Origin of the sequence: Psychrobacter sp. DAB_AL62B, from assembly GCF_028895345.1 — a bacterium.
Classification (GTDB): domain Bacteria; phylum Pseudomonadota; class Gammaproteobacteria; order Pseudomonadales; family Moraxellaceae; genus Psychrobacter.
Window position 1 is genome coordinate 259,922 of sequence record NZ_SAXC01000002.1, and the last position, 22,838, is coordinate 282,759.

The 22,838-nt window shown below is 43.5% G+C and carries 21 protein-coding genes; 7 read left to right on the plus strand and 14 right to left on the minus strand.

Features of this window, described 5'->3' with window-relative positions; translation table 11 throughout:
• Positions 1-470 precede the first annotated feature (470 nt).
• The 9 genes from EPB74_RS04060 to EPB74_RS04100 form a co-directional block, all read right to left on the minus strand.
• Positions 471-668, minus strand: a complete 198-nt coding sequence (locus EPB74_RS04060) for a hypothetical protein (RefSeq protein WP_274902918.1) — start codon at positions 666-668, stop codon at positions 471-473.
• A 23-nt stretch (positions 669-691) separates the two neighbouring features.
• Positions 692-1,438, minus strand: a complete 747-nt coding sequence (locus tag EPB74_RS04065; protein ID WP_274902919.1) for a type 1 glutamine amidotransferase — start codon at positions 1,436-1,438, stop codon at positions 692-694.
• A 102-nt stretch (positions 1,439-1,540) separates the two neighbouring features.
• The gene (locus EPB74_RS04070; RefSeq protein WP_274902920.1) at positions 1,541-2,416 is read right to left on the minus strand and encodes an N-acetylmuramoyl-L-alanine amidase; all 876 of its coding nucleotides are present in this window, start codon (positions 2,414-2,416) and stop codon (positions 1,541-1,543) included.
• 94 nt (positions 2,417-2,510) lie between these two features.
• On the minus strand, positions 2,511-3,032 hold the full coding sequence (locus EPB74_RS04075) for a DUF2247 family protein (protein WP_274902921.1): 522 nt from the start codon (positions 3,030-3,032) through the stop codon (positions 2,511-2,513).
• Between the two features lie 15 nt (positions 3,033-3,047).
• Positions 3,048-3,806, minus strand: coding sequence for an MOSC domain-containing protein (locus EPB74_RS04080; protein WP_274903162.1), 759 nt, complete (start codon positions 3,804-3,806; stop codon positions 3,048-3,050).
• 216 nt (positions 3,807-4,022) lie between these two features.
• A complete protein-coding gene (rsfS, locus tag EPB74_RS04085; protein WP_079692985.1) occupies positions 4,023-4,436 on the minus strand; it encodes a ribosome silencing factor in 414 nt (137 codons plus the stop codon).
• A 141-nt stretch (positions 4,437-4,577) separates the two neighbouring features.
• Positions 4,578-5,555: a nicotinate-nicotinamide nucleotide adenylyltransferase gene (locus EPB74_RS04090; protein ID WP_274902923.1), complete on the minus strand. Its 978-nt coding sequence runs from the start codon at positions 5,553-5,555 to the stop codon at positions 4,578-4,580.
• A 351-nt stretch (positions 5,556-5,906) separates the two neighbouring features.
• Positions 5,907-8,063, minus strand: coding sequence for a phosphate acetyltransferase (gene pta, locus EPB74_RS04095; RefSeq protein ID WP_079690729.1), 2,157 nt, complete (start codon positions 8,061-8,063; stop codon positions 5,907-5,909).
• A 94-nt stretch (positions 8,064-8,157) separates the two neighbouring features.
• Complete coding sequence (locus EPB74_RS04100) at positions 8,158-9,390, minus strand: acetate/propionate family kinase (RefSeq protein ID WP_274902925.1); 1,233 nt, start codon at positions 9,388-9,390, stop codon at positions 8,158-8,160.
• Between the two features lie 703 nt (positions 9,391-10,093).
• Here EPB74_RS04100 and lptM point away from each other — a divergent pair.
• The 4 genes from lptM to EPB74_RS04120 all read left to right on the plus strand — a co-directional run bounded on the left by lptM (position 10,094) and on the right by EPB74_RS04120 (position 14,439).
• Positions 10,094-10,417 (plus strand): LPS translocon maturation chaperone LptM, encoded by a 324-nt coding sequence (gene lptM / locus EPB74_RS04105; RefSeq protein ID WP_274902926.1) that lies wholly within the window; start codon positions 10,094-10,096, stop codon positions 10,415-10,417.
• A gap of 102 nt (positions 10,418-10,519) precedes the next feature.
• Positions 10,520-11,872, plus strand: coding sequence for a diaminopimelate decarboxylase (gene lysA, locus EPB74_RS04110; protein ID WP_274902927.1), 1,353 nt, complete (start codon positions 10,520-10,522; stop codon positions 11,870-11,872).
• Between the two features lie 577 nt (positions 11,873-12,449).
• Positions 12,450-13,337, plus strand: a complete 888-nt coding sequence (gene dapF / locus EPB74_RS04115) for a diaminopimelate epimerase (RefSeq protein WP_274902928.1) — start codon at positions 12,450-12,452, stop codon at positions 13,335-13,337.
• Positions 13,338-13,416: 79 nt separating this feature from the next.
• The gene (locus tag EPB74_RS04120; RefSeq protein WP_274902929.1) at positions 13,417-14,439 is read left to right on the plus strand and encodes a tyrosine recombinase XerC; all 1,023 of its coding nucleotides are present in this window, start codon (positions 13,417-13,419) and stop codon (positions 14,437-14,439) included.
• Between the two features lie 86 nt (positions 14,440-14,525).
• Here the strand turns inward: EPB74_RS04120 and EPB74_RS04125 are convergent, their stop codons facing one another.
• Positions 14,526-15,425, minus strand: a complete 900-nt coding sequence (locus EPB74_RS04125; protein ID WP_274902930.1) for a nitrilase-related carbon-nitrogen hydrolase — start codon at positions 15,423-15,425, stop codon at positions 14,526-14,528.
• Between the two features lie 325 nt (positions 15,426-15,750).
• On the opposite strand from EPB74_RS04125, the gene rpoN reads away from it, so the two are divergent.
• Positions 15,751-17,436, plus strand: a complete 1,686-nt coding sequence (gene rpoN / locus EPB74_RS04130) for an RNA polymerase factor sigma-54 (protein ID WP_274902931.1) — start codon at positions 15,751-15,753, stop codon at positions 17,434-17,436.
• A 390-nt stretch (positions 17,437-17,826) separates the two neighbouring features.
• A complete protein-coding gene (hpf, locus tag EPB74_RS04135) occupies positions 17,827-18,207 on the plus strand; it encodes a ribosome hibernation-promoting factor, HPF/YfiA family (protein WP_274902932.1) in 381 nt (126 codons plus the stop codon).
• Between the two features lie 242 nt (positions 18,208-18,449).
• Here the strand turns inward: hpf and thiS are convergent, their stop codons facing one another.
• The 4 genes from thiS to EPB74_RS04155 all read right to left on the minus strand — a co-directional run bounded on the left by thiS (position 18,450) and on the right by EPB74_RS04155 (position 20,756).
• Positions 18,450-18,650, minus strand: coding sequence for a sulfur carrier protein ThiS (gene thiS, locus EPB74_RS04140; protein ID WP_079690736.1), 201 nt, complete (start codon positions 18,648-18,650; stop codon positions 18,450-18,452).
• Between the two features lie 99 nt (positions 18,651-18,749).
• A complete protein-coding gene (locus EPB74_RS04145) occupies positions 18,750-19,124 on the minus strand; it encodes a DUF423 domain-containing protein (RefSeq protein WP_274902934.1) in 375 nt (124 codons plus the stop codon).
• A 51-nt stretch (positions 19,125-19,175) separates the two neighbouring features.
• Complete coding sequence (rpoH, locus tag EPB74_RS04150; protein ID WP_197684676.1) at positions 19,176-20,039, minus strand: RNA polymerase sigma factor RpoH; 864 nt, start codon at positions 20,037-20,039, stop codon at positions 19,176-19,178.
• 240 nt (positions 20,040-20,279) lie between these two features.
• Entirely contained in the window at positions 20,280-20,756 is a 477-nt protein-coding gene (locus tag EPB74_RS04155) for a sulfurtransferase TusA family protein (protein ID WP_274902935.1), read from the minus strand.
• 410 nt (positions 20,757-21,166) lie between these two features.
• Between EPB74_RS04155 and EPB74_RS04160 the strand changes: the two genes are divergently transcribed.
• A complete protein-coding gene (locus EPB74_RS04160) occupies positions 21,167-22,828 on the plus strand; it encodes a M48 family metalloprotease (RefSeq protein ID WP_274902937.1) in 1,662 nt (553 codons plus the stop codon).
• The last annotated feature ends 10 nt before the right edge of the window (positions 22,829-22,838 follow it).

A 22,838-nucleotide genomic window follows, 5' to 3' on the forward strand; every position in this document is an offset into this window, starting at 1 on the left:
AACCAACGATATGGTGCGAGCAGTGATACTATCTATAAACCCCGTAAGCGGTAATTTTATCATTAGCCCATCTCAATAAGTAGCCCAAATAGCTGGTGGATAGGACTATTGTTTTGAAACTATATAGTGTTGTTTGGTTGTAGTATTGGCCTCAGGGCTGCCTAGTCCTGTTTCTTTAAGCATAAGACATCAACTTGCGCATCTTCGTAATATCGGCTGGTAAGTAACCTCCATCCAACTTACGAGCTTTCAATACAACTAAAATCACTTAGCTCGACCTATACCGATAAGAGTCACCAAGACGGTCATGGCAGCCACCACTAAAGACAAAAACCAACCATGCCAATGATAGAAGGTATTGACGGATAGATGGCTACATTGCCCTAGATTAAGCTTGCAATGGTATTAACACTGACCCAAGATCCCCAAAACGCCCAGTTGTTTTCCATAATCACACCTTGACTTGATGGCTATTCATCCTTCGAACTTTTAACAGTCTCTCTTTGAGCCTCAGCGATCAATTCATGAATCTTAGCGCTTTCTTTTAATACGCAAGCATCATAGGCAGAGAGAGTCTCAGGTTCTTGTTGTTTTTCTTGCTCTTGTTTGGCTTTCTGTTCTAAATACTTTTGAAGATCGTCTTGCTCATTTGGTTGTAAGTTATTCATGGTTTATTCTCCTGACTATTTAGTTATCCGCTATTCGCCATCCGATTTAGTATAGCGGCTAATCTTGCGTTATTGTCTTCGATATATTTATAACCCAGCCTGATTATTTCAGCGGCTGATTGTACCGTTTTAGGATAATCTTTAAGTCCACTTTGGATAGCGTCATTGCCATTTACTATCATCTTAGCAAGGCTTTCTTTGGTCACTTCAAAGTGACACTGCCAGCCCATTACCCAAGTGCCAAGCGCTTTATGTTGCTGAGTTTGATAGATAAATCCTTGATTCGCCCATGATTCCGTTGATGCAATAATGCTAGCACCTTTTGGACAGTCAAAACCATCACCATGAAAGTGAAAGACGGTAAAATCTTGCTTAGGTAAATCCTGTAATAGAGGATGTGATTGTCCTCTGGGCGTCAAACGAATGGGCAACCAACCTATTTCCTTTACGCCAGACGGCTGGACGGTAGCACCCAAACAATGCGCGAGCAATTGCGCTCCTAAGCAGATACCGATCACTGTTTTTCCAGCATCAATAGCTTGTCTAATCAAATGCTTTTCAGCGATTAACCAAGGATACTTTTCCTCATCGTGGACGCTCATTGGTCCACCCATTACGATGAGCCAATCAAAGCGGTCTGGCTCTGGCAAGGAACAGTCATCGTAAGAGCGACTGACACTCATCATATGATGCTGGCTATTTGCCCATTGTTTGATGAAACTCAGGTCTTCATAGTCTGTATGGAATAGGGCGTGGATGCGTAGCGTCATTTTATACCTTCGATTAAAGAGCTTTATATTAGAAACAGTGTCTATTAAAAACAGTGCTTGGTCATCACGTATAAACCCACAACAAGAACCTAAACCATTAACTCAATAAAAGTCATCACGATCCGCATACTTCTTATTGAGCGCCTTTAAAATCGCATAAGTTTCTACATCCATCACGCCCGTTGGTTGCTGCGGGCGAAAGTGTAATTGAAAGGCATAGATGACATCACGACTGGCTTTATCCCACTCATCGCTATCATTAATTTGATAACCGTAGTCTCTAAAGGCTTGCTTGATCTCGGGTATCGTTGCTGCTGCAAACTCGTCTTGACTCATAAAGAACTGTTTATCAAATTCATCATACCAGGCGCCGATGCCGTAATCGAAATACAGTCGTTGCCAAGGAAACTTAGCACCCGGGTCAATCTTACGCGAGGGTGCCATATCCGCATGACCGATGATGTTTTTTGGTGAGATGTCATATCTCTTTGCTAAGTCTTGTACCAATTGCCCGACTTTTTTAACCTGCAACTCATCAAATTCGACATAGTGCTCATAAGGATGGTAGTCGAGCTTGCCGTTTTTTAAGGCGTTTCGATATTCATGCTTAATGCCAGCATTGACAATCTCGATGCCGATAGAGGTATCGTTTAATATCGTTCTGCCTGCAAAGCCACCATCACCCGCATGCCAAGCACGTTCGTTTTCTGGCACTAAGTTATAGATTTTGTCATCGTCATGATTTAAAACTAGGTAATGCGCACTCACATTTCCAGTGGTCAATGTTTTTATAGATCGGTCGTTATCTGAGACGGTATAGTGCAAAACAATCGTCTTAATACGCTCGCTTTTGCCAGTAGCTTGGTAGGTTTCGCTGTCAATCGCGTAACGCGGCTTTGGGGTTGGAATGGATACGCAGCTAATTAAAGGTATTGTCAGGCAGAATGCTAGTATAACCGAGGTAATATTTTTTGGCATAAAATGCTCAATAATGAAATGTGTTTGATAAAAAGAAATAAGCAGGAACTACTCGTTTATATACTTTGGAGAATCTGTAACAACAGCCCCGATTCTAAGGGTTTAGTAAATAGCTATTCGCATCTAGATACTCTTTCCAATTATGCAAAATATTCTGATAGCTGTTCTTATTATTCTCTTGCGAAGTCGGCATATAACTGACAAATTTTTCCATGTTTGAAGGGTAGCCAAAGCTCGCGTAAACAGTATTTATTCTGTCGTAATCGATACTGTCGTTATTTCTATTGCTGAACAACCACAGTAATATAATATATCTCCATCTGATATTTATAAAATTATCGTCTGATGTTATCGTTCCGTCAGCTCTATTTTCACCACTATAATCTATCTCTAAATACTGAAGGTGAGAATTTGAATAGCTGCCATCTAACAAAATGTGAAGAGCGATTTCTAATAGATTTTTATCATTAGGATATTTAGTTAGTGAGGCGTCAACGATTTTTTCTAAGTCTTCTAGATCAATGAGCTTACGACTGATAGCAAAATCAATCTCCTTTGCAGATAAGACGATGCTATGTTCTTCTAAAAAAGCGAAAGGGATTTTGATATCATTCATAATTACTATTGTCTCTTAGATTTTAATCTTCTTCGCCAAAACCACCTTCCAACTGTCCTCCAAGCACTCAATGTTAAGCCAAGGCTCAATTACCTCGGCATCAAATTTCTCTTTTGAGTTTGACAGCTGCCATAACTTTTCAAGAGTGGCAAAAGGATGAGGGCGCGCAATTAAGTAAACAGGCAAGTCAGCGTCAATTATGCCATCACGAACGACTTGAAAATACCAACCAGCGATACCTTGTTTGCTCACCCAAGAAGCAATATTGGGTACTTTAGTAAACTGTCCGATTTGGTCATTGATTTTGTAGCAAGGGCGACGCGGTTGAACGATGCGTAATTGAACACTATCCTCACCGTTTATTTTGTCTTTACCATACTGAAAAACGTCGCCAATACAAACCATCGCTTCCGTCATTTCTGGCAAATCATTCACCGCTTTCGTCGTCAGGTTTTCGCCCAAAGTCCCGATACGCACTTTTAGACCAAACTCGGTATTAATCTGCTCATAAGTGGCAGGCGGCAATTGATGAACTGCTTTTAAAGGTCCACCATGATGACGGCGGTCGGCTTGTTCGTCGGTAGTTAAACCCATGAAATTGACGGCGACGGGTGCTTTGATGGGCGCTTTATCAATAGCGCTCATCTGCTCACGGGCGAACGGCATAGCTTTACCAGCACGGACGCAAGTTAAATTAGCGATATGTAGCGGCAGGGTTTGGTTAAAGTCTGCTGTATTTTTTTGGATGGTAGATTCTATCGATTCTATATTCATAGGTGTTAAGCTCATTGATTTTCCTAATCTATAAAGACTTATTAGGTAAGTGGCTTTGTAGTTGCTAGTATTAATAATGAGTATTATCTTAGCCTAATCATTCGCCGGATTATACGGCTTCAATGCCTTAAATTTTATTAGCGCTAAATTTTAAACAAAAAAAGACCAGAATAGTCATCTGGTCTTTTTCTTAAGCAGTGTTGGCAATAAATAAGATTATTTATTTTTATTGCGACGACCCGCTGTTTTCTTTTCACGCGGCACGGCGACCAGCTCAGCCAATTGTTCAGGCGACGACCATAGGCCTTCTAAGTCATAGAACTCACGTGCTTGCGGCGTCATCATATGCACGACGACTGCACCTAAATCAATTAACGTCCAGTCAGAATCGATACCGCCTTCACGGCCAAGTGGCATAAAGCCGCCCAGTTTAGCTTCAGCACCGACACTGTCAGCCATCGCCCGCACATGGCGTTTAGACGTACCGTCAGCGATGACGATGCGTTCCATCACGTCAGTTAAGTCTGCTACATCCATTACGGTTATGTTTTTAGCTTTCATATCGTCTAGCGCGCTTTCAACAAGGGTCAAGCATTCTTGTAAGCGTTCTTCAGTCATGGTATTGGTCATAAATTTTAATCTCTTGAATCGTAAATATTTAAAATAAAATGGTAAATCGTCAATTTGCATGCATTTATATTGTCCAACTGAGCCTATATAGCCAGTCACATATAAAGACAGGATGAGCAAAATGACAAAGATAAGGCGATTTTAACGGAATTGAGCAGCAGAATATAGCTGATGGGCGATAATATATTGATAAACAGCAGGATTTAGCCATTTAGCTAATGGATTGGGTTTAGTATTGCTTATGATATCATTTATTGGTGGTACAGATGTAATTTGCGTTTCGGCTAAAGGCATTATATTCAATCGAATTTTCGTCTGCTGTAACTGCTGGCGTATTTGGGTACTCGATACTGCGGCGACAGGGCGCGAGTCTATATAAATGTGACCTTGATTGGTACTTTTTAAGGTATGACTCGCTGTTAAATATTGAGCGACAGGCGTTAATAGCTCAGTGGCTAAACTGACGGTTAAGTGTTGCAGCTGCGCGGATAATTGGGATTGTAAGTGAGCAGGCAAAACAGCCATATCCTGCGGAATTATTTTTTTATCATTAAAGTTTTTATCAGTGTCATAAAAAGAGTTATCAGTTTTGAAAATTGTGTTATTAAAAAGAGCGTTATCAAAAAGAGTGTTGTCACTGTCAGACAGGCTACTACGATCAAAAACCCATAGATTGACATAATCAGTGAGTCGTAAGCCGTCTTTCCATTGTTCCAAACTACGCGCGCTGTCCATACCCATAATAAATATCAAACTGTCATGCGGGTAGCGGGCGCGCAATGTCTGCACACTATCGATAGTATAGACAGGCGGCGTTTGCCACAGCTCGAGCTCATTAATCTGTAGCGGTGTGTCTTTTGTTGCGAGCTTTAGCATGGCTAAGCGGTGCTCAGGGTCTGTGCTATTTTGCTTAAATGGCGAGCGTGCATTGGGTAGCAATGATACATGCAGCGCGCGCTGTTGCTGCTTCGCTATCGGCAATAAGTATTGATAAACGTACAATGCCATTTGCAAATGACCATTATGCACAGGATCAAATGAACCGCCCAAATAAGCACGAATGGCAGGAGCAATCGAATATTGATATTTCTTTTTTTGCTTAAAATTAATCTCTGGCATAGATACGCTAAAAAAATAAATTGATATGGATAAAGTAGATTAAGCAGGCAATTGAGCAAGCAAGTCTTGTATTGTAGAGTGCAAGTAGGCAGCTGTCATTAATATAGTTAAAGCAATTAAAAAAACCATACAGTGCTACTGAGATAAATTTTTCGAAGCCTCTGGAGCGTAAAGCGCCCAGCAAGCGAGGAAAATTTATCCTAGTAGCACGTGGCTGTGGCTATCATCCTATTGATTTTGCTCTGCCTTGACTATAGCGCTTAAAAGCCATAAAAAATAGCCAATAAAAAGCCGACTATCATGATGATAATCGGTTAAATATAGAATGATTACGCATAAATTTTAACGTAATTAAATCGCGTCGCTATGCGCTTGAATGGCGGTGAGGGCGATGGTATAGATAATATCATCGACCAATGCACCACGTGATAAGTCATTGACAGGCTTATTCAAGCCTTGCAACATCGGTCCAACACTGACCACATTGGCACTACGTTGTACCGCTTTATAAGTGGTGTTACCCGTATTGAGGTCTGGGAAGATAAAGACGTTTGCTTGTCCAGCAACTGGTGAGTCTGGCGCTTTTTGCTTACCGACGCTCATCACAGAAGCCGCATCATACTGCAACGGCCCATCAACGGCGAGATGCGGGGCACGCTCGCGGACGATTTGGGTCGCACGAATGACTTTTTCGACGTCTGCGCCGGTTCCTGAAGCACCTGTTGAATAGCTAATCATGGCAACTTTTGGATTGATACCAAAGGCTGCCGCAGACTGCGCCGACTGAATAGCAATCTCAGCCAATTCTTCGGCAGTCGGGTCAGGATTAATAGCGCAATCACCATATACCACCACTTGCTCTGGTAATAGCATAAAGAAAATTGACGAAACTAAAGAATACTGCGGCGCCGTTTTAATCAACTGGAATGCTGGGCGTACGGTGTTGGCAGTAGTATGAATGGCACCAGAGACTAAGCCGTCAACTTCGTCCATCTCCAACATGGTCGTACCCAAATAGACGGTATCTTTTAGGTATTCGGCGGCGACTTCGGCATTGGTTTTACCCTTACGGCGTTCAACGACGGCAGCGATATATTTGTCCATATCAAGGGTGTCAGGGTCGATGATTTCCAGACCTTCTGGCAAAATTAAGTCGCGGTTTTTGGCCACTTGCTCGACATCGCTACGCTTAGCAAGTAATACACAATTGGCAATACCGCGGCTTTGGCAGATACAAGCTGCTTCTACCGTACGTGGTTCAGAGCCCTCTGGCAGTACGATACGTTTTTTGGCACTTTGCGCTTTTTTGACCACTTGATGACGAAATGCCGATGGTGACAGACGCGGCTCATGATTGCGACTAAAGTATTCTTTAATCCAACTGAGATCCAAGTGTGCTGCTACATAACGCGCCACTTCTTCAGCACGTTCGGTGTCATCGCTTGGAATCTCAGCGCTCATATGGACAAGGCTTTGTACGGTCTCGTAGCTGTCATCTTCGACGCTCATGACTGGGATACCAGTTTTGAGTGCCGATTGCCAAAGCTCAGCCACCGTCGGACTGGGCACGACGCCGCCCGTCAAGACCAATCCTGCCAGTGGAATACCATTGATACAGGCAAGACCCGCTGCCAATAACAAATCATCACGGTCACCAGGTACGACGATAAGCGTGCCACGTTTAAACACTTCATCAACGCGTGCAACCGAGCGGGCAGTTAAACTGATACGATTAATACGGCGCGATTTTGCTTCACCAACGTTGAGCCATGTCGCATCAAGCTCAGCGGCGATATCCCAAGTACGAGGCACAGATAGCGAATCACTAAATGGCACCACACCGATTAAGCGGAATTGTTCGGTATTGAAGTGTGGCGATAGGCGCTGGACTTCTTGCATAAAGCCGCTGTCCAAGCTCACAATCGATTCACCAGGGGCAACGATTTGATTTTCTAAGGTGCTTTGCGTATTCGGCAAGTCATGCATACGCATCAAGATACAGCCTAAAGTACGGTCGCTTGCCATGCCACCAAATTCACGGGCATGGACATCAAGCTTATCGGCTAAATAGGCAGGTTTACTAGTATCAGCGGTGCTAACAAAGATGATTCTGGCATCTAGCGCATGGGCAATCGCACGGTTGATTTGTGACGCATAAGAGGTCTCAGTGGTCGATACCAAGCCTTCGCAGATCACTACATCGTAATCATCGCCGAGGGTATGATAGTTGACGACCACCTCTTCCATCAAGTCATCAAGGTTGTCGTCGCCAATCATACGCTCAACCCGTTGACGGCTGATAGATTTAGGTGGCGTCAGACCAAATGCATGCATGGCTAACGCGCTCGAGCTGTCTAAACTGTTTTGCTTATCAAGCGTATCGTCTTGCAAAAACGGCTTCATAAAACCCGCTTTGATACCGTTGTAATCAAAAGCACGAATCAAGCCCAAAGCGGCTGACGTCACACCGATACCGCGACTGATTGGCACAAGTAAAATAGTTTGCATAATGTATCCTACTGTTTATTATTTTTTTAAAGAAAAGCTCAACCTTGTGCATATAAGAAGTCATTTACACTTCTTATATGCAGTAGGATGAGTTTTATTGTAGACCTAATGCTGCACGAGTTTCTTGCGCGATGCGGCACTCTTCATCAGTTGGCACAACCCACAGCTCAATGCTGCTATCGTCAGTGTGGAAACTGCCTTCTTTGCCAGCATATAAGTCAGCGTTCTTATTGGCATCTACTTTGATACCAAAATGCGGCATCATCTCTAAAATACGTGTACGCGTGGTAACAGAGTTTTCACCAATACCACCGGTAAAGACAATACCGGTAAATTTGGGTAGGGCACAGCTTAGACTGGCAAGGTATTTAGCAACGCGATAGCAGAACATCTCAATAGCAAGCATTGCATCTTCGTGTCCTTCATTAGCGGCTTGCTCAACGGTACGCAAATCATTCGATAAGCCTGAAATGCCAAGCAGACCACTTTCATTATTGAGCATTTTATCAATTTCTTCTAAGCTCATGCCCAATTGACGCTTTAGATGGATGTGTAGGCTAGGATCGACATCACCACTACGTGTACCCATCATTAAGCCTTCAAGTGGCGTTAAACCCATGCTAGTATCAAGGCTTTTACCATCGTAGACAGCGGTCGCTGAACAGCCGTTACCTAAATGCGCAGTCAACCAACCATGTGGTCCTTCCGCGCGAGTAATCTCGCTGGCGCGTTCTGATACATAAGCATGCGAGGTACCATGGAAGCCATAACGACGGATTTTATGTTCTGAATAAAGTGCTTTTGGTAGCGGATAACGGAAAGCGACAGGTGGCATGGTTTGATGGAAAGCGGTGTCAAATACTACGACTTGCGGAATATCAGGATAAATGGCTTGCACCGCTTCGATACCCAAAGCGTTAGCAGGATTGTGTAGTGGCGCCAATACTTTTAAGCGTTTCACTTCTTGTAAGACATGATCATCAACTTGTACGGCTTCTGAATATTCACGGCCGCCATGTACCGCTCGGTGACCAACAGCGATGAAGTGATACTGTTCAAGTAGGGCAAGGATTTTTTGTAAAGCGAGTTCATGACGACCACCAGGGATAGCAATCTCAAGTTTTTCGCCGTTCAAAGCAGTATGTTTAATACGAGCAGTATCAAGACCTAAGTTTTCTGCAAGACCAGTGATACGAGTGCTTTCATCATCACTAATCAAGGCATATTTGATTGAAGAGGAGCCACAGTTCAGTACCAAAGTAGGATTGGTTAGGGTCGATGTTTCAGAGTTTTTGTCATCAAAAGTGGTGGTTACGCCAGCGCTCATACTCTATCCTTAGATTATATTTTATAAAGGGTAATCATCATCGATGACCACCTGTTAAATAAACGAAAACCAGCTATATTTTGCTGGTATATGCCAGACAGCTGACATAGGCAAACAATCATACGGCTGATTGACATCATGCTTGGGCTATAAATGTTTCCAAGGCTTTTTAAATACTTCTTAATGCCTTTAAGCGTTAATCGGAAGCCCATTAGCGCCTCGTCACAGCCGCAAGGGTTGAGTATAATGTACCATAATTTTGAGGTTATACCACGATAACTATAAGGTTTTAACAAGCAAGCTTCTAACTGTTCAACACAAGTGTACACCGAGGCTAGCCAGCGTTTCACAGCTAGGGCAAAATAAAAACCCCCTATATAAAAATTGTAAGTAAGTTTGTCTAAATTTATCCTAGCTTGATAAAGAAATGTTTATACACGGGATTTCAGTTAGCAAGACCGTCTATTAATATAGTCGATTCACTTTAAAAAACATACAGGGCTGCTAGGATGATTTTTTTGAAGCTTCATAGCTATATTTTTGCAAATTTATTCAGCAATCAGACTGCGTAGGCGCACAGCTTTATGGAATAATGCTATGATTAAAAAATGGTCATCTTTTTCCTGTTGTATGCTGGCTTCATTTTCACTGATAGCGATTTTTATCCTATTCAAACCATTGCAAGATTAAGGTCATCCATTCTATGTTTATTGTAAAACGCACCTCAAAAACTGAATGCTCTAACACCGTCACTGGCGTCAGTCGCCCTGCTATTTATAAGTTAATACTCGGCACTACTGTCTTGATAGGCGTGACAGCCTTAACCGGCTGCGGGCAAAAAGGCGATTTATATCTTGTAGAATCCAGTAGCCAAACAGTTCGAGATAGCGCTGCGATACTTGATAGTGGTAATAATCCACAGGATACTGCCTTTGCTGGCATTGACGATGATAACCAAGCTACAGACTATCAAAATACGGATAATTTTAAGCTGCCTGAACCCAGTAACGACCCTAACGATTATTAATTATTGATGGTTATGAGAGGCTAAAGCTGTCAAAGCGCTTTCTAATATTGCCCCAAAACTTTATTTTCACCTTGATACCCTGATTATATTCGAGATATTTATATGAGTCATTCTGAGCAAAAAGCTGGCGAAACAGTCACCACCCATACTGAGCAAGGGTTCTATATTAATCCTGAAGCCTTAACTGCCCACTTGCCTGCGTTGCACTATCGCAATGACGCCTTGCATATGGAACGAGTCAGTATTAATGAGGTGTTCAAACACTACGGTACGCCATGTTATGTCTATTCAAAACAGGCGATATTAGATGTTTATCAATCTTACACCGATAGCTTTGCCAGTTTAAATCATCAGATTTGCTATGCGGTGAAAGCAAACTCTAATCTAGCGGTGCTTGGCGTGCTAGCGCAGGCAGGCGCGGGATTTGATATTGTCTCTCGCGGTGAGTTGATGCGCGTATTAGCCGCCGGTGGCGAGGCGTCACGAGTAGTGTTTTCAGGCGTTGGCAAAACTTATAGCGACATTGAATATGCTCTTACCCAAGGTATCAGCTGCTTTAATGTCGAGTCCATTAGTGAGCTGACGTTAATTAATGAAGTGGCGGCGCAGTTGAATAAGAAAGCACCGATATCGCTGCGCGTCAATCCAGATGTCGATGCCAAGACGCATCCATATATCTCGACAGGACTAAAAGACAATAAGTTCGGTATCGCCCACGAAGACGCGATAGCCGTCTACCAGCAAGCAGCGGAGCTGTCTCATATCGATATCGTTGGTATTGACTGTCATATTGGCTCACAGCTTACTGAGGTTGAGCCATTCGTAGCAGCATTGGACAAAATAATTGAGCTGGTGCATAGCTTACGTGAAAAAGGCATTGAGCTACGTCATATCGATTTGGGCGGTGGCTTAGGGGTGCGCTACATCGATGAAACGCCAGTGTCTATCGATGAGTTTGCGGCTGCGTTATTACCGAAGCTTAGCGAGCTTGGCTTGACGGTATTTTTTGAGCCGGGTCGTAGTATCGTTGCCAATGCAGGTATTTTATTGACGCAAGTTGACGTACTAAAACCAACTGAGCATAAGAACTTTGCCATTGTCGATGCGGCGATGAATGATTTGATTCGTCCGGCGCTGTATCAAGCAGAAATGGCAGTGATTCCAAGCGTCTTACCTAGCGATGGTATTGATACTGGCGGCACACAGCCATGGGATATCGTTGGTGCTATTTGTGAAACGGGTGACTTTTTGGCGAAAGATCGTTTATTATCGCTCTCAACGGGTGATATCTTGGCAATCACAGGTGCTGGTGCTTATGGTTTTACCATGAGTAGTAACTATAACTCGCGTCCACGTGCCAGTGAAGTGATGATTGCCGATGATCGCCATCAGCTGATTCGTCAGCGCGAGACCATTGAATCGTTATATGCGAGTGAAACATTGTGGCAAGGCTAGTTTAATTGGCAAGCGGTAGTTAAAATACCTCAAAAACGATACAGTGCTGCTGGGATGAATTTTCTAAAGCCTCTGTCACGCTTGCGAACAGTAAGCTAGAAAAATTATTACCAGTAGCACGTGAGTATTAACTACCACCTACTAACTATCAACCTACTAGGGCGTGTCCTCAATTCAAGCGATTGTATCTAAATGGGCTAAAAATGGCTAAATTTTGCCAAACATCGTCAAATAGCTAATTAATATCCCGATATTATTTGCGCTATTTTCCTCGTTTGACTGCAATTTATCTCATTTTTATAACCATTTTTAAAATGAGGACACGCCCTAGCTATCAACGTTTCTTTTTTACTATGCCTTGACCATAAATAACATGATCAAAAATGCATTATATTTGACGTTTAAAACCAACCCATTATCGTGATGATAGTGGGTTTTTTTATGGCAGGCTCTGATCAAATGTATGAATATTAAGAGATGAATATAACTTGGCATTTGATGACGGTGATAGTTATGATTGTAACTGACAGCGTGCTAATATAAGACATACATAAAAATAGGATAGGGTATCAGGGATATGCTAATAGAATTTACTAAGATGCATGGGCTGGGCAATGACTTTATGGTCATCGATTTAGTGACTCAGCGCTTAGAGTTGACCAAGGATTTGGTACAGTTATTGGGTGATCGCCATCTAGGCATTGGTTTTGATCAGTTGCTAGTAGTCGAGCCACCGATGCGCCCCGATGTTGATTTTAGCTACCGCATTTTTAATACGGATGGTATGGAAGTCGAGCAGTGCGGCAATGGCGCGCGCTGTTTCGCCCGTTTCGTACAAGCACGCAAACTGTCATTTAAGCAGCGCCTGCGCGTCGAGACCGCAAGTGGTATTATCTCGTTGACCACCGACCGCTACGGCTGGGTAGAAGTCGATATGGGCAAGCCTAAGTTTGAGCCAAGCGAAATTCCTTTTACACCAAGAGCCACGACCAAAATTCAAAATGCTTATCATCTGGACGTTAATGGCACGCCTGTGCAGCTGTATGTCGCCAATATGGGCAATCCGCATGCGGTCATCAAAGTCGATAATGTGCTCGATGCAGATGTCGAAAAGCTGGGCAAAGCGATCGAATCGCATCCTGCCTTTCCAGCGCGCGTCAATGTCGGTTTTATGCAAGTAATGAACCAACGTCATATTCGTTTGCGAGTTTATGAGCGCGGTGTCGGGGAGACACAAGCGTGTGGTACTGGCGCTTGTGCGGCAGTGGCGGTTGGTATACGTGAAGGCTGGCTTGACGAAGGCGAAGATATACGCGCACAGCTTTATGGCGGCAGCATGGTTATCAAATGGCAGCCAGGCTATCCAGTCATGATGACGGGACCAACTGCTTTTGTTTACGAAGGCGTATTTAGCCCAGACGGTCTGATGGCGCAAGCAGGTATCAAGCCCAGTCCAGAAGGCTAATTGCAAATGATTAGCAGCATTTATTTGTTGCTAAATAAATAGCCAATTTTTTTCTAATATGGTGATGTCTAATAAAGCTATGTCTCATAAAAACCGCCAGCCTACAGAGACAGAATCAACTTCTAAATCATGGTTATCAGCGGAATTAGCCATCACCATAGAGGCAGATGCGGCGCTACGCGAATTACTAGCGCCTGTCCATCATTGGCTAAATGTCTTGTCCTTGCGTAATCACTCGCCGCATACATTGACGGCTTATTTTGCTGGATTAAATCAACTGGCGCTGTTTCTGCGCGGTAAACGCCTAACATGGACGCGCTGTGATAAGCGTCAATTAGCCCAGCATATCAGCCAGCGCCTCGATGAAGACAAGCTGGCACTTGCCAGCGTCCAGCAAGAGCTGTCGGCTATCCGCCATTTTTATGGTTGGCTGATTGAAGAGGATCTGGCACGTATTAATCCAACGACGGGCTATCAGCTTAAGCGCAGCCCCAGACCATTACCTTCTATTGCTGATATCGATTTATTGACTCAATTACTTGACCAAGAAATCCCTGATACGCCCGAACAAGCGCGCTTGTGGTTGCGTGATAAAGCGATGTTTGAATTGCTTTATAGCAGTGGTCTACGCGTCGGCGAGCTAGTCGCGCTGGATATGGCAGATGTGGACTTGTCTGACTTACGCGTGCGCGTGACTGGTAAAGGTAATAAGACACGCTTGGTGCCATTAGGAGCAAAAGCTGCAGAGGCGATTAGCCGCTATCTACCACACCGTAATCTATGGGTAGAGCAGATGGACAGTGCATTATTTATCAGTGAAAAATTAGGCACACGCTTATCAACGCGGGCGGTACAACAACGCCTAAAAGTCGCAGCCACCCGTGCGGGTATCGCCCAAAATATGTATCCGCATTTATTACGCCATTGCTTTGCTTCCCACATGCTATCGGGCAGCGGTGACTTGCGTGCTGTACAAGAAATGCTTGGGCATAGCGATATCAGTACCACCCAAATCTATACCCATGTTGACTTCGCTAAGCTCACGCAGGTCTATGACCGCGCCCATCCACGAGCCATTCATGCGCCCAAAGGTAGCGATTAAACCACTTAATTTTAAAAGTTTCTTTTATCAAGAATACTCTTTATCAAGAACAGCATTTATCAAAATCTCCTTTATAAAAATCTGCCTTATGCCAAACGATGACAGTCAAAAATAGGCATTTTTTGTCGTCCTTGCTCTTGAGCCGATTTATCTAAGGTAGCTAAGACAACTTCATAACTCTTTTCTTCTTCAATGATCGCTGACCTGTCCAATTCGCTACTTTCATAGCTATCGATAATGGTTCCGTCAAAAGCGGTGATTGCAGTATGTCCCCACGTCTGACGAGTATCGCCATCTTTATAAGCGTGGTCACCGCCTTGTGCTGCGCCAATCACCATACACTGGCTGTCTAAAGCCCTTGCTCTCAACAATAGCGCCCAGTGTGCCTGTCCCGTTAGGTAAGTAAAGGCTGACGGTGCGCTTAATAGTTCAGCACCCGCTTGCCGCAGACGCTGCGCTAATGCTGGAAAACGCAAATCAAAGCAGACCATCATGCCGAGCTGGTAGACTACATCGTCTAAATCGAGCGCTGCTACGACCGTTTGTGTACCCGGCTCAAAGGTGGCCGCTTCATTATAACTGCCTTGCTTATCGGCAACCGTCGCGGTGAATAAGTGAATTTTGTCATAACGTGCGACTCGCTTACCATCGGGTGCAAATAGCTGACTAACTTGACGTAGCCTACCATCAGGTACAGTCATTCCATCTGGGCGATAAGGGCAGGGCAATGAGCCTGCTAGCACGTAAATACCATAACTACGTGCATAATCTGCTATCGTCGCTGACAGCGCATCAAAGCGCTCTGCGGTGGCAAATTGTTGGCCCATACTACAGCAGTTTTCCGGTAAAACGACAAGCTGTGCGCCTTGCGCGCGCGCACCGATAATAGCGGCTTTTATATCAGCTAAGTTTTTTTCTATGTTTTGCTGGCTATTCATTTGGATGGCCGCAACGGTTAGCTGTTTATGGTTAATAAGGTTACTCATAACATGATTCTCAGTATTTTAAGTTCTATATATTTCTGATGAGCTATTTTCTAAATTTATCGTTATTGATGGCTTTTACGTTACTTAAGCTGCAAATACTTGTGTGCAAGTGATTACAGTTATAGGTTTTTATTAAAGGGTTATCAAAAGCCTTTTAGAAGCTTACTGTCATAAGCCTAAAGGGCGCTTATCTGAGTAGGGCATAAATTATCATAGCAAAATTGTCATAAAAAATGCTATCGTCATGTCCTGATAAGGTTAAACCGCTGTCTTCATCAGCATAACATAGACAATGTCACCACGATTGGAGTGTAATAAGCTACCTATGAGTATGTCGTTCGGATTGGCGACCACGCTAAGCACCTCACAAAAACTGACCCCGCAAATGCAGCAAGCCATTAAATTGCTGCAACTCTCTAGTCTTGAGCTCGCGCAGGAGGTTCAGGCGAAGCTGGATAGCAATCCATTACTCGAACGTATCGAGGATGATGAAGATGAGTATGAAAGTAATGATAAGGCGATAAATGAGTTTGGCGAGCCGTTAACGTTAGATACTTGGAATCAAAATGCTGGTATTGATTCGTTTACTACATCCTCTACCTCTAATAATAACGATGATAGTTTTGAATATGAGGATAGTATTAGCGATAGCTTTGATAAATTACAGCAAGCCAGTTTTGACGATGATGCCATAGACAGTTATGCGCTGGATGGGGAAGACTATAGCAGCTTTGACAGCTCTAATTTAAACAATGATAGCTTTCCTACAGTCAGTACGGGTAGCGCATCCACTGCATTAGCACGCCCAGATTCTGATGACTTTGATAGCTATCAAGGTAGCACAAACGCGATGATTCAAGATCATGTGCGCTGGCAGCTGAATTTTAAGCATCTCTCAGAAATAGATACGTTAATTGCTGAATATTTAATGGATTCTATGGATGATATGGGCTTTGTTCGGCTTGATATCGACGAGCTGTTACAAAGCTTTGATACCATGGCAAGCTTCTATCAGTGGGATGAGCGTGTTGAACATGATGAAATCATGGCGGTATTGCGTATGGTTCAGTCGTGTGATCCGCTGGGTGTTGGTGCGCGAAACCTAAGTGAATGCCTAGCAATTCAGTTGTCCAAGCTCGATGCTAACACTGGCTATTTAAGAGAAGCCCAAGCGCTATTGTCAGCCGGTGAGCATTTGGTCAGTAATAATATTAAGGCATTGATCGATCTCACAGGACTCACTGCTGAGGACATCACACCTGCCCTCAATCTGCTGCGCACTTTGAATCCTTCACCCGGTTTGCTATTCCAAAGCCGCCAGCCTGAATATACTCAGCCGCCAGACAGCTATGATATTCCTGATGTACTGGTGACGCCCATCCGTCGCCGTGATACTAATAAAATTACCGATTCCTCCTCACAAGAAGATGGTTGGTACGTGCGCCTCAATCCTGACACCTTACCGAAACTGCGGGTCAATCAAGAATACGCCAACCTAGTTAAGCGTGGTGATGACAGCCCTGATAATCAATATCTGCGTGAAAATCTCACCGATGCGCGGCTATTTATTCGCAGTATAGAAGAGCGCAATCAAAACCTACTCAAAGTGGCGACCAGTATCGTGCGCTATCAGCAAGAATTTTTGCAGTACGGTGCAACTGCCATGCAACCGCTTATTTTAAAAGTCATCGCAGAAGAAGTAGACCTACATGAATCTACTGTCTCACGTCTGACCACCAGTAAGACTATTTTGACCCCGCAAGGATTGTTTTCGCTAAAGCACTTTTTTTCATCTCACGTCAGTAGCACGGATGGTGATATCTCCTCAACTGCTATCAGTGCCATGATTAAACAGCTAATATCCGATGAAAATCCCAAAAAGCCGTTATCGGACAGTCGTATCAAGGACTGTTTATTAGCAGATGGTATCGATATCGCCAGAAGAACGGTTGCCAAATATCGCGAAGCGATGAATATTGGCTCGTCTACCCAGCGTAAACAAAAATATTAACTGTCTTAATTCAACGAGTTATCAGTAGAAACATGCAGTCGTCAATATAGCTTAGAGTAAATATAAAAATAAAATTTTTTGATTATATAGAAACATTCAAGAAACAACCGTTTTTATTACATTTACTTACAATATACCGTCTTGCTACTGTGCGGTTTTCATGACAAATTAGAGTCATACCAACAACGAAATCTAATTGTCGATTTAGCATAGTTATTTATATCAATAACAAAAGAGACTATAAAAGGATACGTTAGTATTTTCCTAAAAGCATTGGTACTAAAGGCGCTAACATTAAATATATTAGATAAGTTGGTGGTAAGGCAGGGTGATAAAGGCAGGAATGCTAGCTCATCTGTTGATTGTAAGTAACAATAAAAGGACGATAATATGAATGTTTCTATCAGTGGTCACCATATCAGTGTTACCGATGCCATGGACACAGCAGTTCGCGAAAAACTTGAAAAAGTAGAGCGTCACTTTGATCAGATTCAAAGTATTCAAGTGATATTATCATTAGATAATAGCGGTGCGAGTGATGGCGGTCAAAAGAGCCATAAAGCTGAAGCGATTATGCGAGTCTCGGGTAAAGAGATGTTCGTCCAAGCATGTGAAGATGATATGTATAAAGCCATAAATGAGATGGCAGACAAGCTTGATAGACAAGTACGCAAATATAAAACCAAACTGGAGAGTAAAAAGACACAGGGTGCAGGGCGTGATGGACGCTATGAAGATCTGACGACTGCTGATGCAGCTCCGGCAGTTTAGCCTTAATGTCGTGTTAGCTTTGCTGTTATAGATGCTTAATAAGTTTTAGCTTATAAATAAATAGTATAAATAGCGAATTTATTAAACCTAGCAATATACATTAGTGACAAACTAATGAATGAGCAAATATGACAGATTAAGCAAAAAAAGACCTCTAACGGATAGTCGTTGAGGTCTTTTTTATAGTCATTTTTTACAGACAGTCTATTAAAAATAGCGGTTTAATTGACTGTCAAAAAAAGCTAGCCGCCACCCACTGCTTGTACTACTTCGATATTCATCCCTTCAGCAATACGAATTTGCTCAAGCTCACTCTTTGGAATCAGTTCACCATCGACTTCGACTGCATATCGACCGTTACTAAGTCCCAATTCATTAATGACCAGTTGTACCGTTTGATGAGTGGTTTGTAGTTTTTTACCATTCACAATAATATTGCTCATAATATATGCTCCTTAAGTATTCAGAATTCCTTTTTTGCTAATCTATATTTATCGTATTGATTACTGCCGATAGCATGGTTAGCAAAATATTTGCAACCTCTAAACGGATATATTACCTAAGCGAAACGTCGACACTGCCAGCCATAACCAACCAGCAATCATAAGAACGCCGCCGATAGGGGTAATCGCCCCAAACCAACGCGGCGCGCCAAGTGTCATCGCATATAAACTACCAGCAAAAATAATTACGCCAATCTGTAGTAACCATGCCGTCGCTTGGGTCGCATAATTCAGACGAATCAGTATGCCAACGAGCAGTAATCCAAGACCATGTATAAACCAATATAAAGTCGCCGTCTGCCACCATTCGAGCTGCTGATTGCTGACCATAGCTTTGAGACCATGAGCACCGAAGGCGCCTAAAGCAACGGCGATAGCCATATTAATCGCCGCGATACCTATCCAATTTAGCATGGTAAAACTCGTGTTATTGATTGGGGCTTTTTATATCGGAGAGTCAAACGTTTACTGAAGATCATCTGGCAAAATAACACTATCAATGGTCATCGCCTCGCGAATTTTATCCATGGCATTCTTTTCGATTTGGCGTACGCGTTCTGCAGAGATAGAATAGACTGCTGCCAATTCGTGTAAGGTTGATTTTTGCTCGGATAACCAGCGCTGTTCGACGATATCGCGTGAGCGATCGTCTAAGGTATCCATCGCAGCAATCAAGGCTGATGAGTTGTTTTCTTCCCAGTCAGACTCTTCGACAATCTCGGCAGGGTCGATGCCGTCTTCTAAAAACAATTGCGGCGCATAGCGTCCGTCGTCATCATCACTCGACTGCGCTTCAAATGACGCATCGTACGAAGTCAGACGTGACTCCATCTCCAGCACTTGCTTACGGGTAACATTTAAGTCATTGGCAATCGCATCGGCTTCTTCAAGCGTCAACTGGTTGTTGGTCTTTTTTAGACTGCGTAAATTAAAGAACAATTTACGATGCGCCTTGGTAGTCGCGACTTTCACAATTCGCCAGTTACGAATGACAAACTCATGAATCTCCGCTTTAATCCAATGTACCGCAAACGATACTAAACGTACGCCTTTATTAGGATCAAAGCGTTTCACTGCTTTCATTAACCCTAAATTACCTTCTTGGATTAAATCCGCTTGTGGTAGACCATAGCCCGAGTAGCTGCGGGCGATATGAATCACAAAGCGTAAATGCGACATCACAAGTAGACGTGCGGCTTCGACGTCACCCTCATCATAATAGCGATGGGCAAGCTCCTGCTCTTGGGTCGGCGTCAAAATAGGAATTTGGTGTACGGTATTAATATAGGCGCCCAAATTTACCCCAGGCGCGGACAAATGCGTTGGCATAGCAGGTACTAAATCACGCGTGCTAGTGTCTTCAAACGCACTGGCATCATAAGGTGGACGCTCAGCAGCAGCTTTTAATGCCGCATCGCGTGCTTCATTTATTTCAGGAGCGACGCTGTCTTTTTTACGTGTTGGTGCAGCGTTAGTAGAGGTATTAGCCATATTCTTGACCTTGGTTAAATAGATAAGCAAACAGTCAGATAAAATCTTTATAGTGGTAATTGTAAAGGATAGCGACGCTTAGTTGCTATCAGTTTTGGTAATGATGAAGTGATATATTGTATCAACAGAATATTTAGATTTGCTAGCCACGGCACCTTCGTTAGCTAATACCGTTGCTTGATTAATCATTAGCAATAGCGGGTTAAGCGCCTCTGTTCGCAGGCTTTGTTGACAAAAAGCCGTAATATCTGCTTGAGAATTTGGGTCGGTTGCGACTACATACAATGATTCACCAATGGCCACATTGCGTAGCGCCACTTTGGTTTTTAACAAAGGCATCGGACAGGCAAGTCCACGACCATCTACCAAGCTTTTGATATTGAGAACAGGTTTGCTCAAGTCTTTTATATCATTGAGGTTGATTTCATTATTATTGTCTGTTGGTAGTAAGCCTATCAGCTGCATTATCGATTGCTGCTCTATTTCAGACAAAGTCTCTGCCAAACATATCGGATAAGAGGCTCGTACCATGATGGCTTGGCGATCAGCGGACATAAAATAAACCTTTAAAGTATCTATAATGAAATTTTATACTCAAATCTAATATTTAAGTTTGAAATATTTATTGGTTTCGATGTTCTACTATTTCGTGGCTGTTCTTTTACGATGCAGCATGCATCACGGTCTGCCATTATAGCAAATTGCCGCTCGTCAATTGCAGTTGAATATAGTCATCATAATAGTTGATCAATCAGAACGACTGGTGAGCATGGGTTTCTAGATTTTCCTAATAGACGTACCCAATAGGTTTACATAGTCATGTTGCGCAATAGTGACGCCCTGCGGAGTTATTGGTAGCGAAACGCAGACTGCAATTGACCTTGAATAGACAAGCTCGTATAGTCAAAAGGACGTTATGATTACTCGCATAGGATACGCACTTGCATTACTCTAAAAGACAATCGATGCTTGAGAAACCAGCCATAAATGCACAGGATAAATGTGTTGTCACTCATTATTCAAACATGCAGACATGGTCATTCTCTAAGCTTGTAAATCGCCATCTGTCGCCAACGCTTGCGCTAAAATTAGCAGTACCAGCTCTACTATTAGCCTGTACAAGCGTAGCCTATAGCAAGAGCCAAGCTGTGCCATTGAGCTATGATTCGTGGCAATCGACTGGCACGGAAGAGCTGAATTTGCCTAACCTGCGCGGGCAAGGACTGAGCTTCGACGAACAATATCAAAATAAATTGCTTGGCGAATGGTCATTAAGAAATATCAATGGTAGCGTGAAGATGGAGCACGACCCTTGGATTCAAGAAACCGTCAAAGAGATGACTTGGCGGCTGAATGCGCAAGCGCGCCAGCAAGCACCGCTCGGCTTAGTGATTATTGATAACCCCAGTATTAATGCGTTTGCTGCACCAGGTGGTGTCATTGGTCTGAATACAGGAACGATATTGGCCGCCCATAGTATGGATGAGCTTGCTAGCGTTGTAGCTCATGAGGTGGCTCATATTAGCCAGCGTCATTATGAGAGCAGTGTTGATGAGCGCAAAAAAGCCTTACTGATGCAAATAGGCGGTGTGCTCGCTGCGATTGCCGCATCCGCTGTCGATGGTGATGCGGCGGCGGCAGTGATGATGGGTAGCCAAACCGCCACTATGAATAGCAACATGGCTTTTAGCCGTAATAATGAGCGTGAGGCTGATCGAGTTGGTATGCAAATTATGAACCAAGCTGGTTACGATCCTCGGGCGATGCCGCGTTTCTTTGCTACCATGAATCAGAAAAGTCAGATGAATCAGACCGCCAATCAGTTCTTACCCAGTTTTATACGCTCGCATCCATTGAGCAATGAGCGCTTAAGCGAATCGCAAAGTCGTGCTCAACGTTATAATTCGTTGCCATTGAATCAGCAGCAGCGCCATCAAGCGTTGTTTGATCTGCTGCATTGGCGCGTACAAAGTACGGGTAAGCATGTCTCTGAGACGGCATTGACGACTGCGGCAAAGAATAGTGTTGGGGCGAAGTTGGCGCTGATGCATTGGTATGGCGAGCAGCAACGTTTTAAAGAGGCCAACGATGTGTTTGTTGAGCTGTCAGCCTTACCAGCTGCAAAGCGCCAAGTGTTAGAGCCGTTATTGTCCATTACCCAAGGCCAAATTCTAACTGAGCAAAATAAATGGCAACAGGCTGCTGAAGTGCTAGAAAGTCAGCAGCGCCTTTATCCAGAGCGCCGTGATTTACGTCTGTATTTAGCGGAGGCATTAACCAACAGCAATCAGCCAACCAAAGCGCAAGCATTACTCAAGCCATTGACCGAGCAGCAGCCCAGTGACCGCTATGCTTGGCAGAGTTTGCAATTGGCCAATGAAAAACTGGCAAAAACCACAGACTCACCGCTGCTTGCAAACATCGCAACGATTAATGCGCTTCGCTATCGCAGTCATGACCAGCTGTGGAGTGGACGCTATGAGCGCGCGCTGACCTCTCTTACCCAAGCAAAACAACTGACGGCAAAGTTGCAAAATACGGCCCAAGCCAGTAGCGCCCGTCCGCTACTCGCCAATATCAATGCCGAAATCAAAGCGGTAAAAACCGCCAAAGATTTTAAGCCTTAGGCGGTTATTT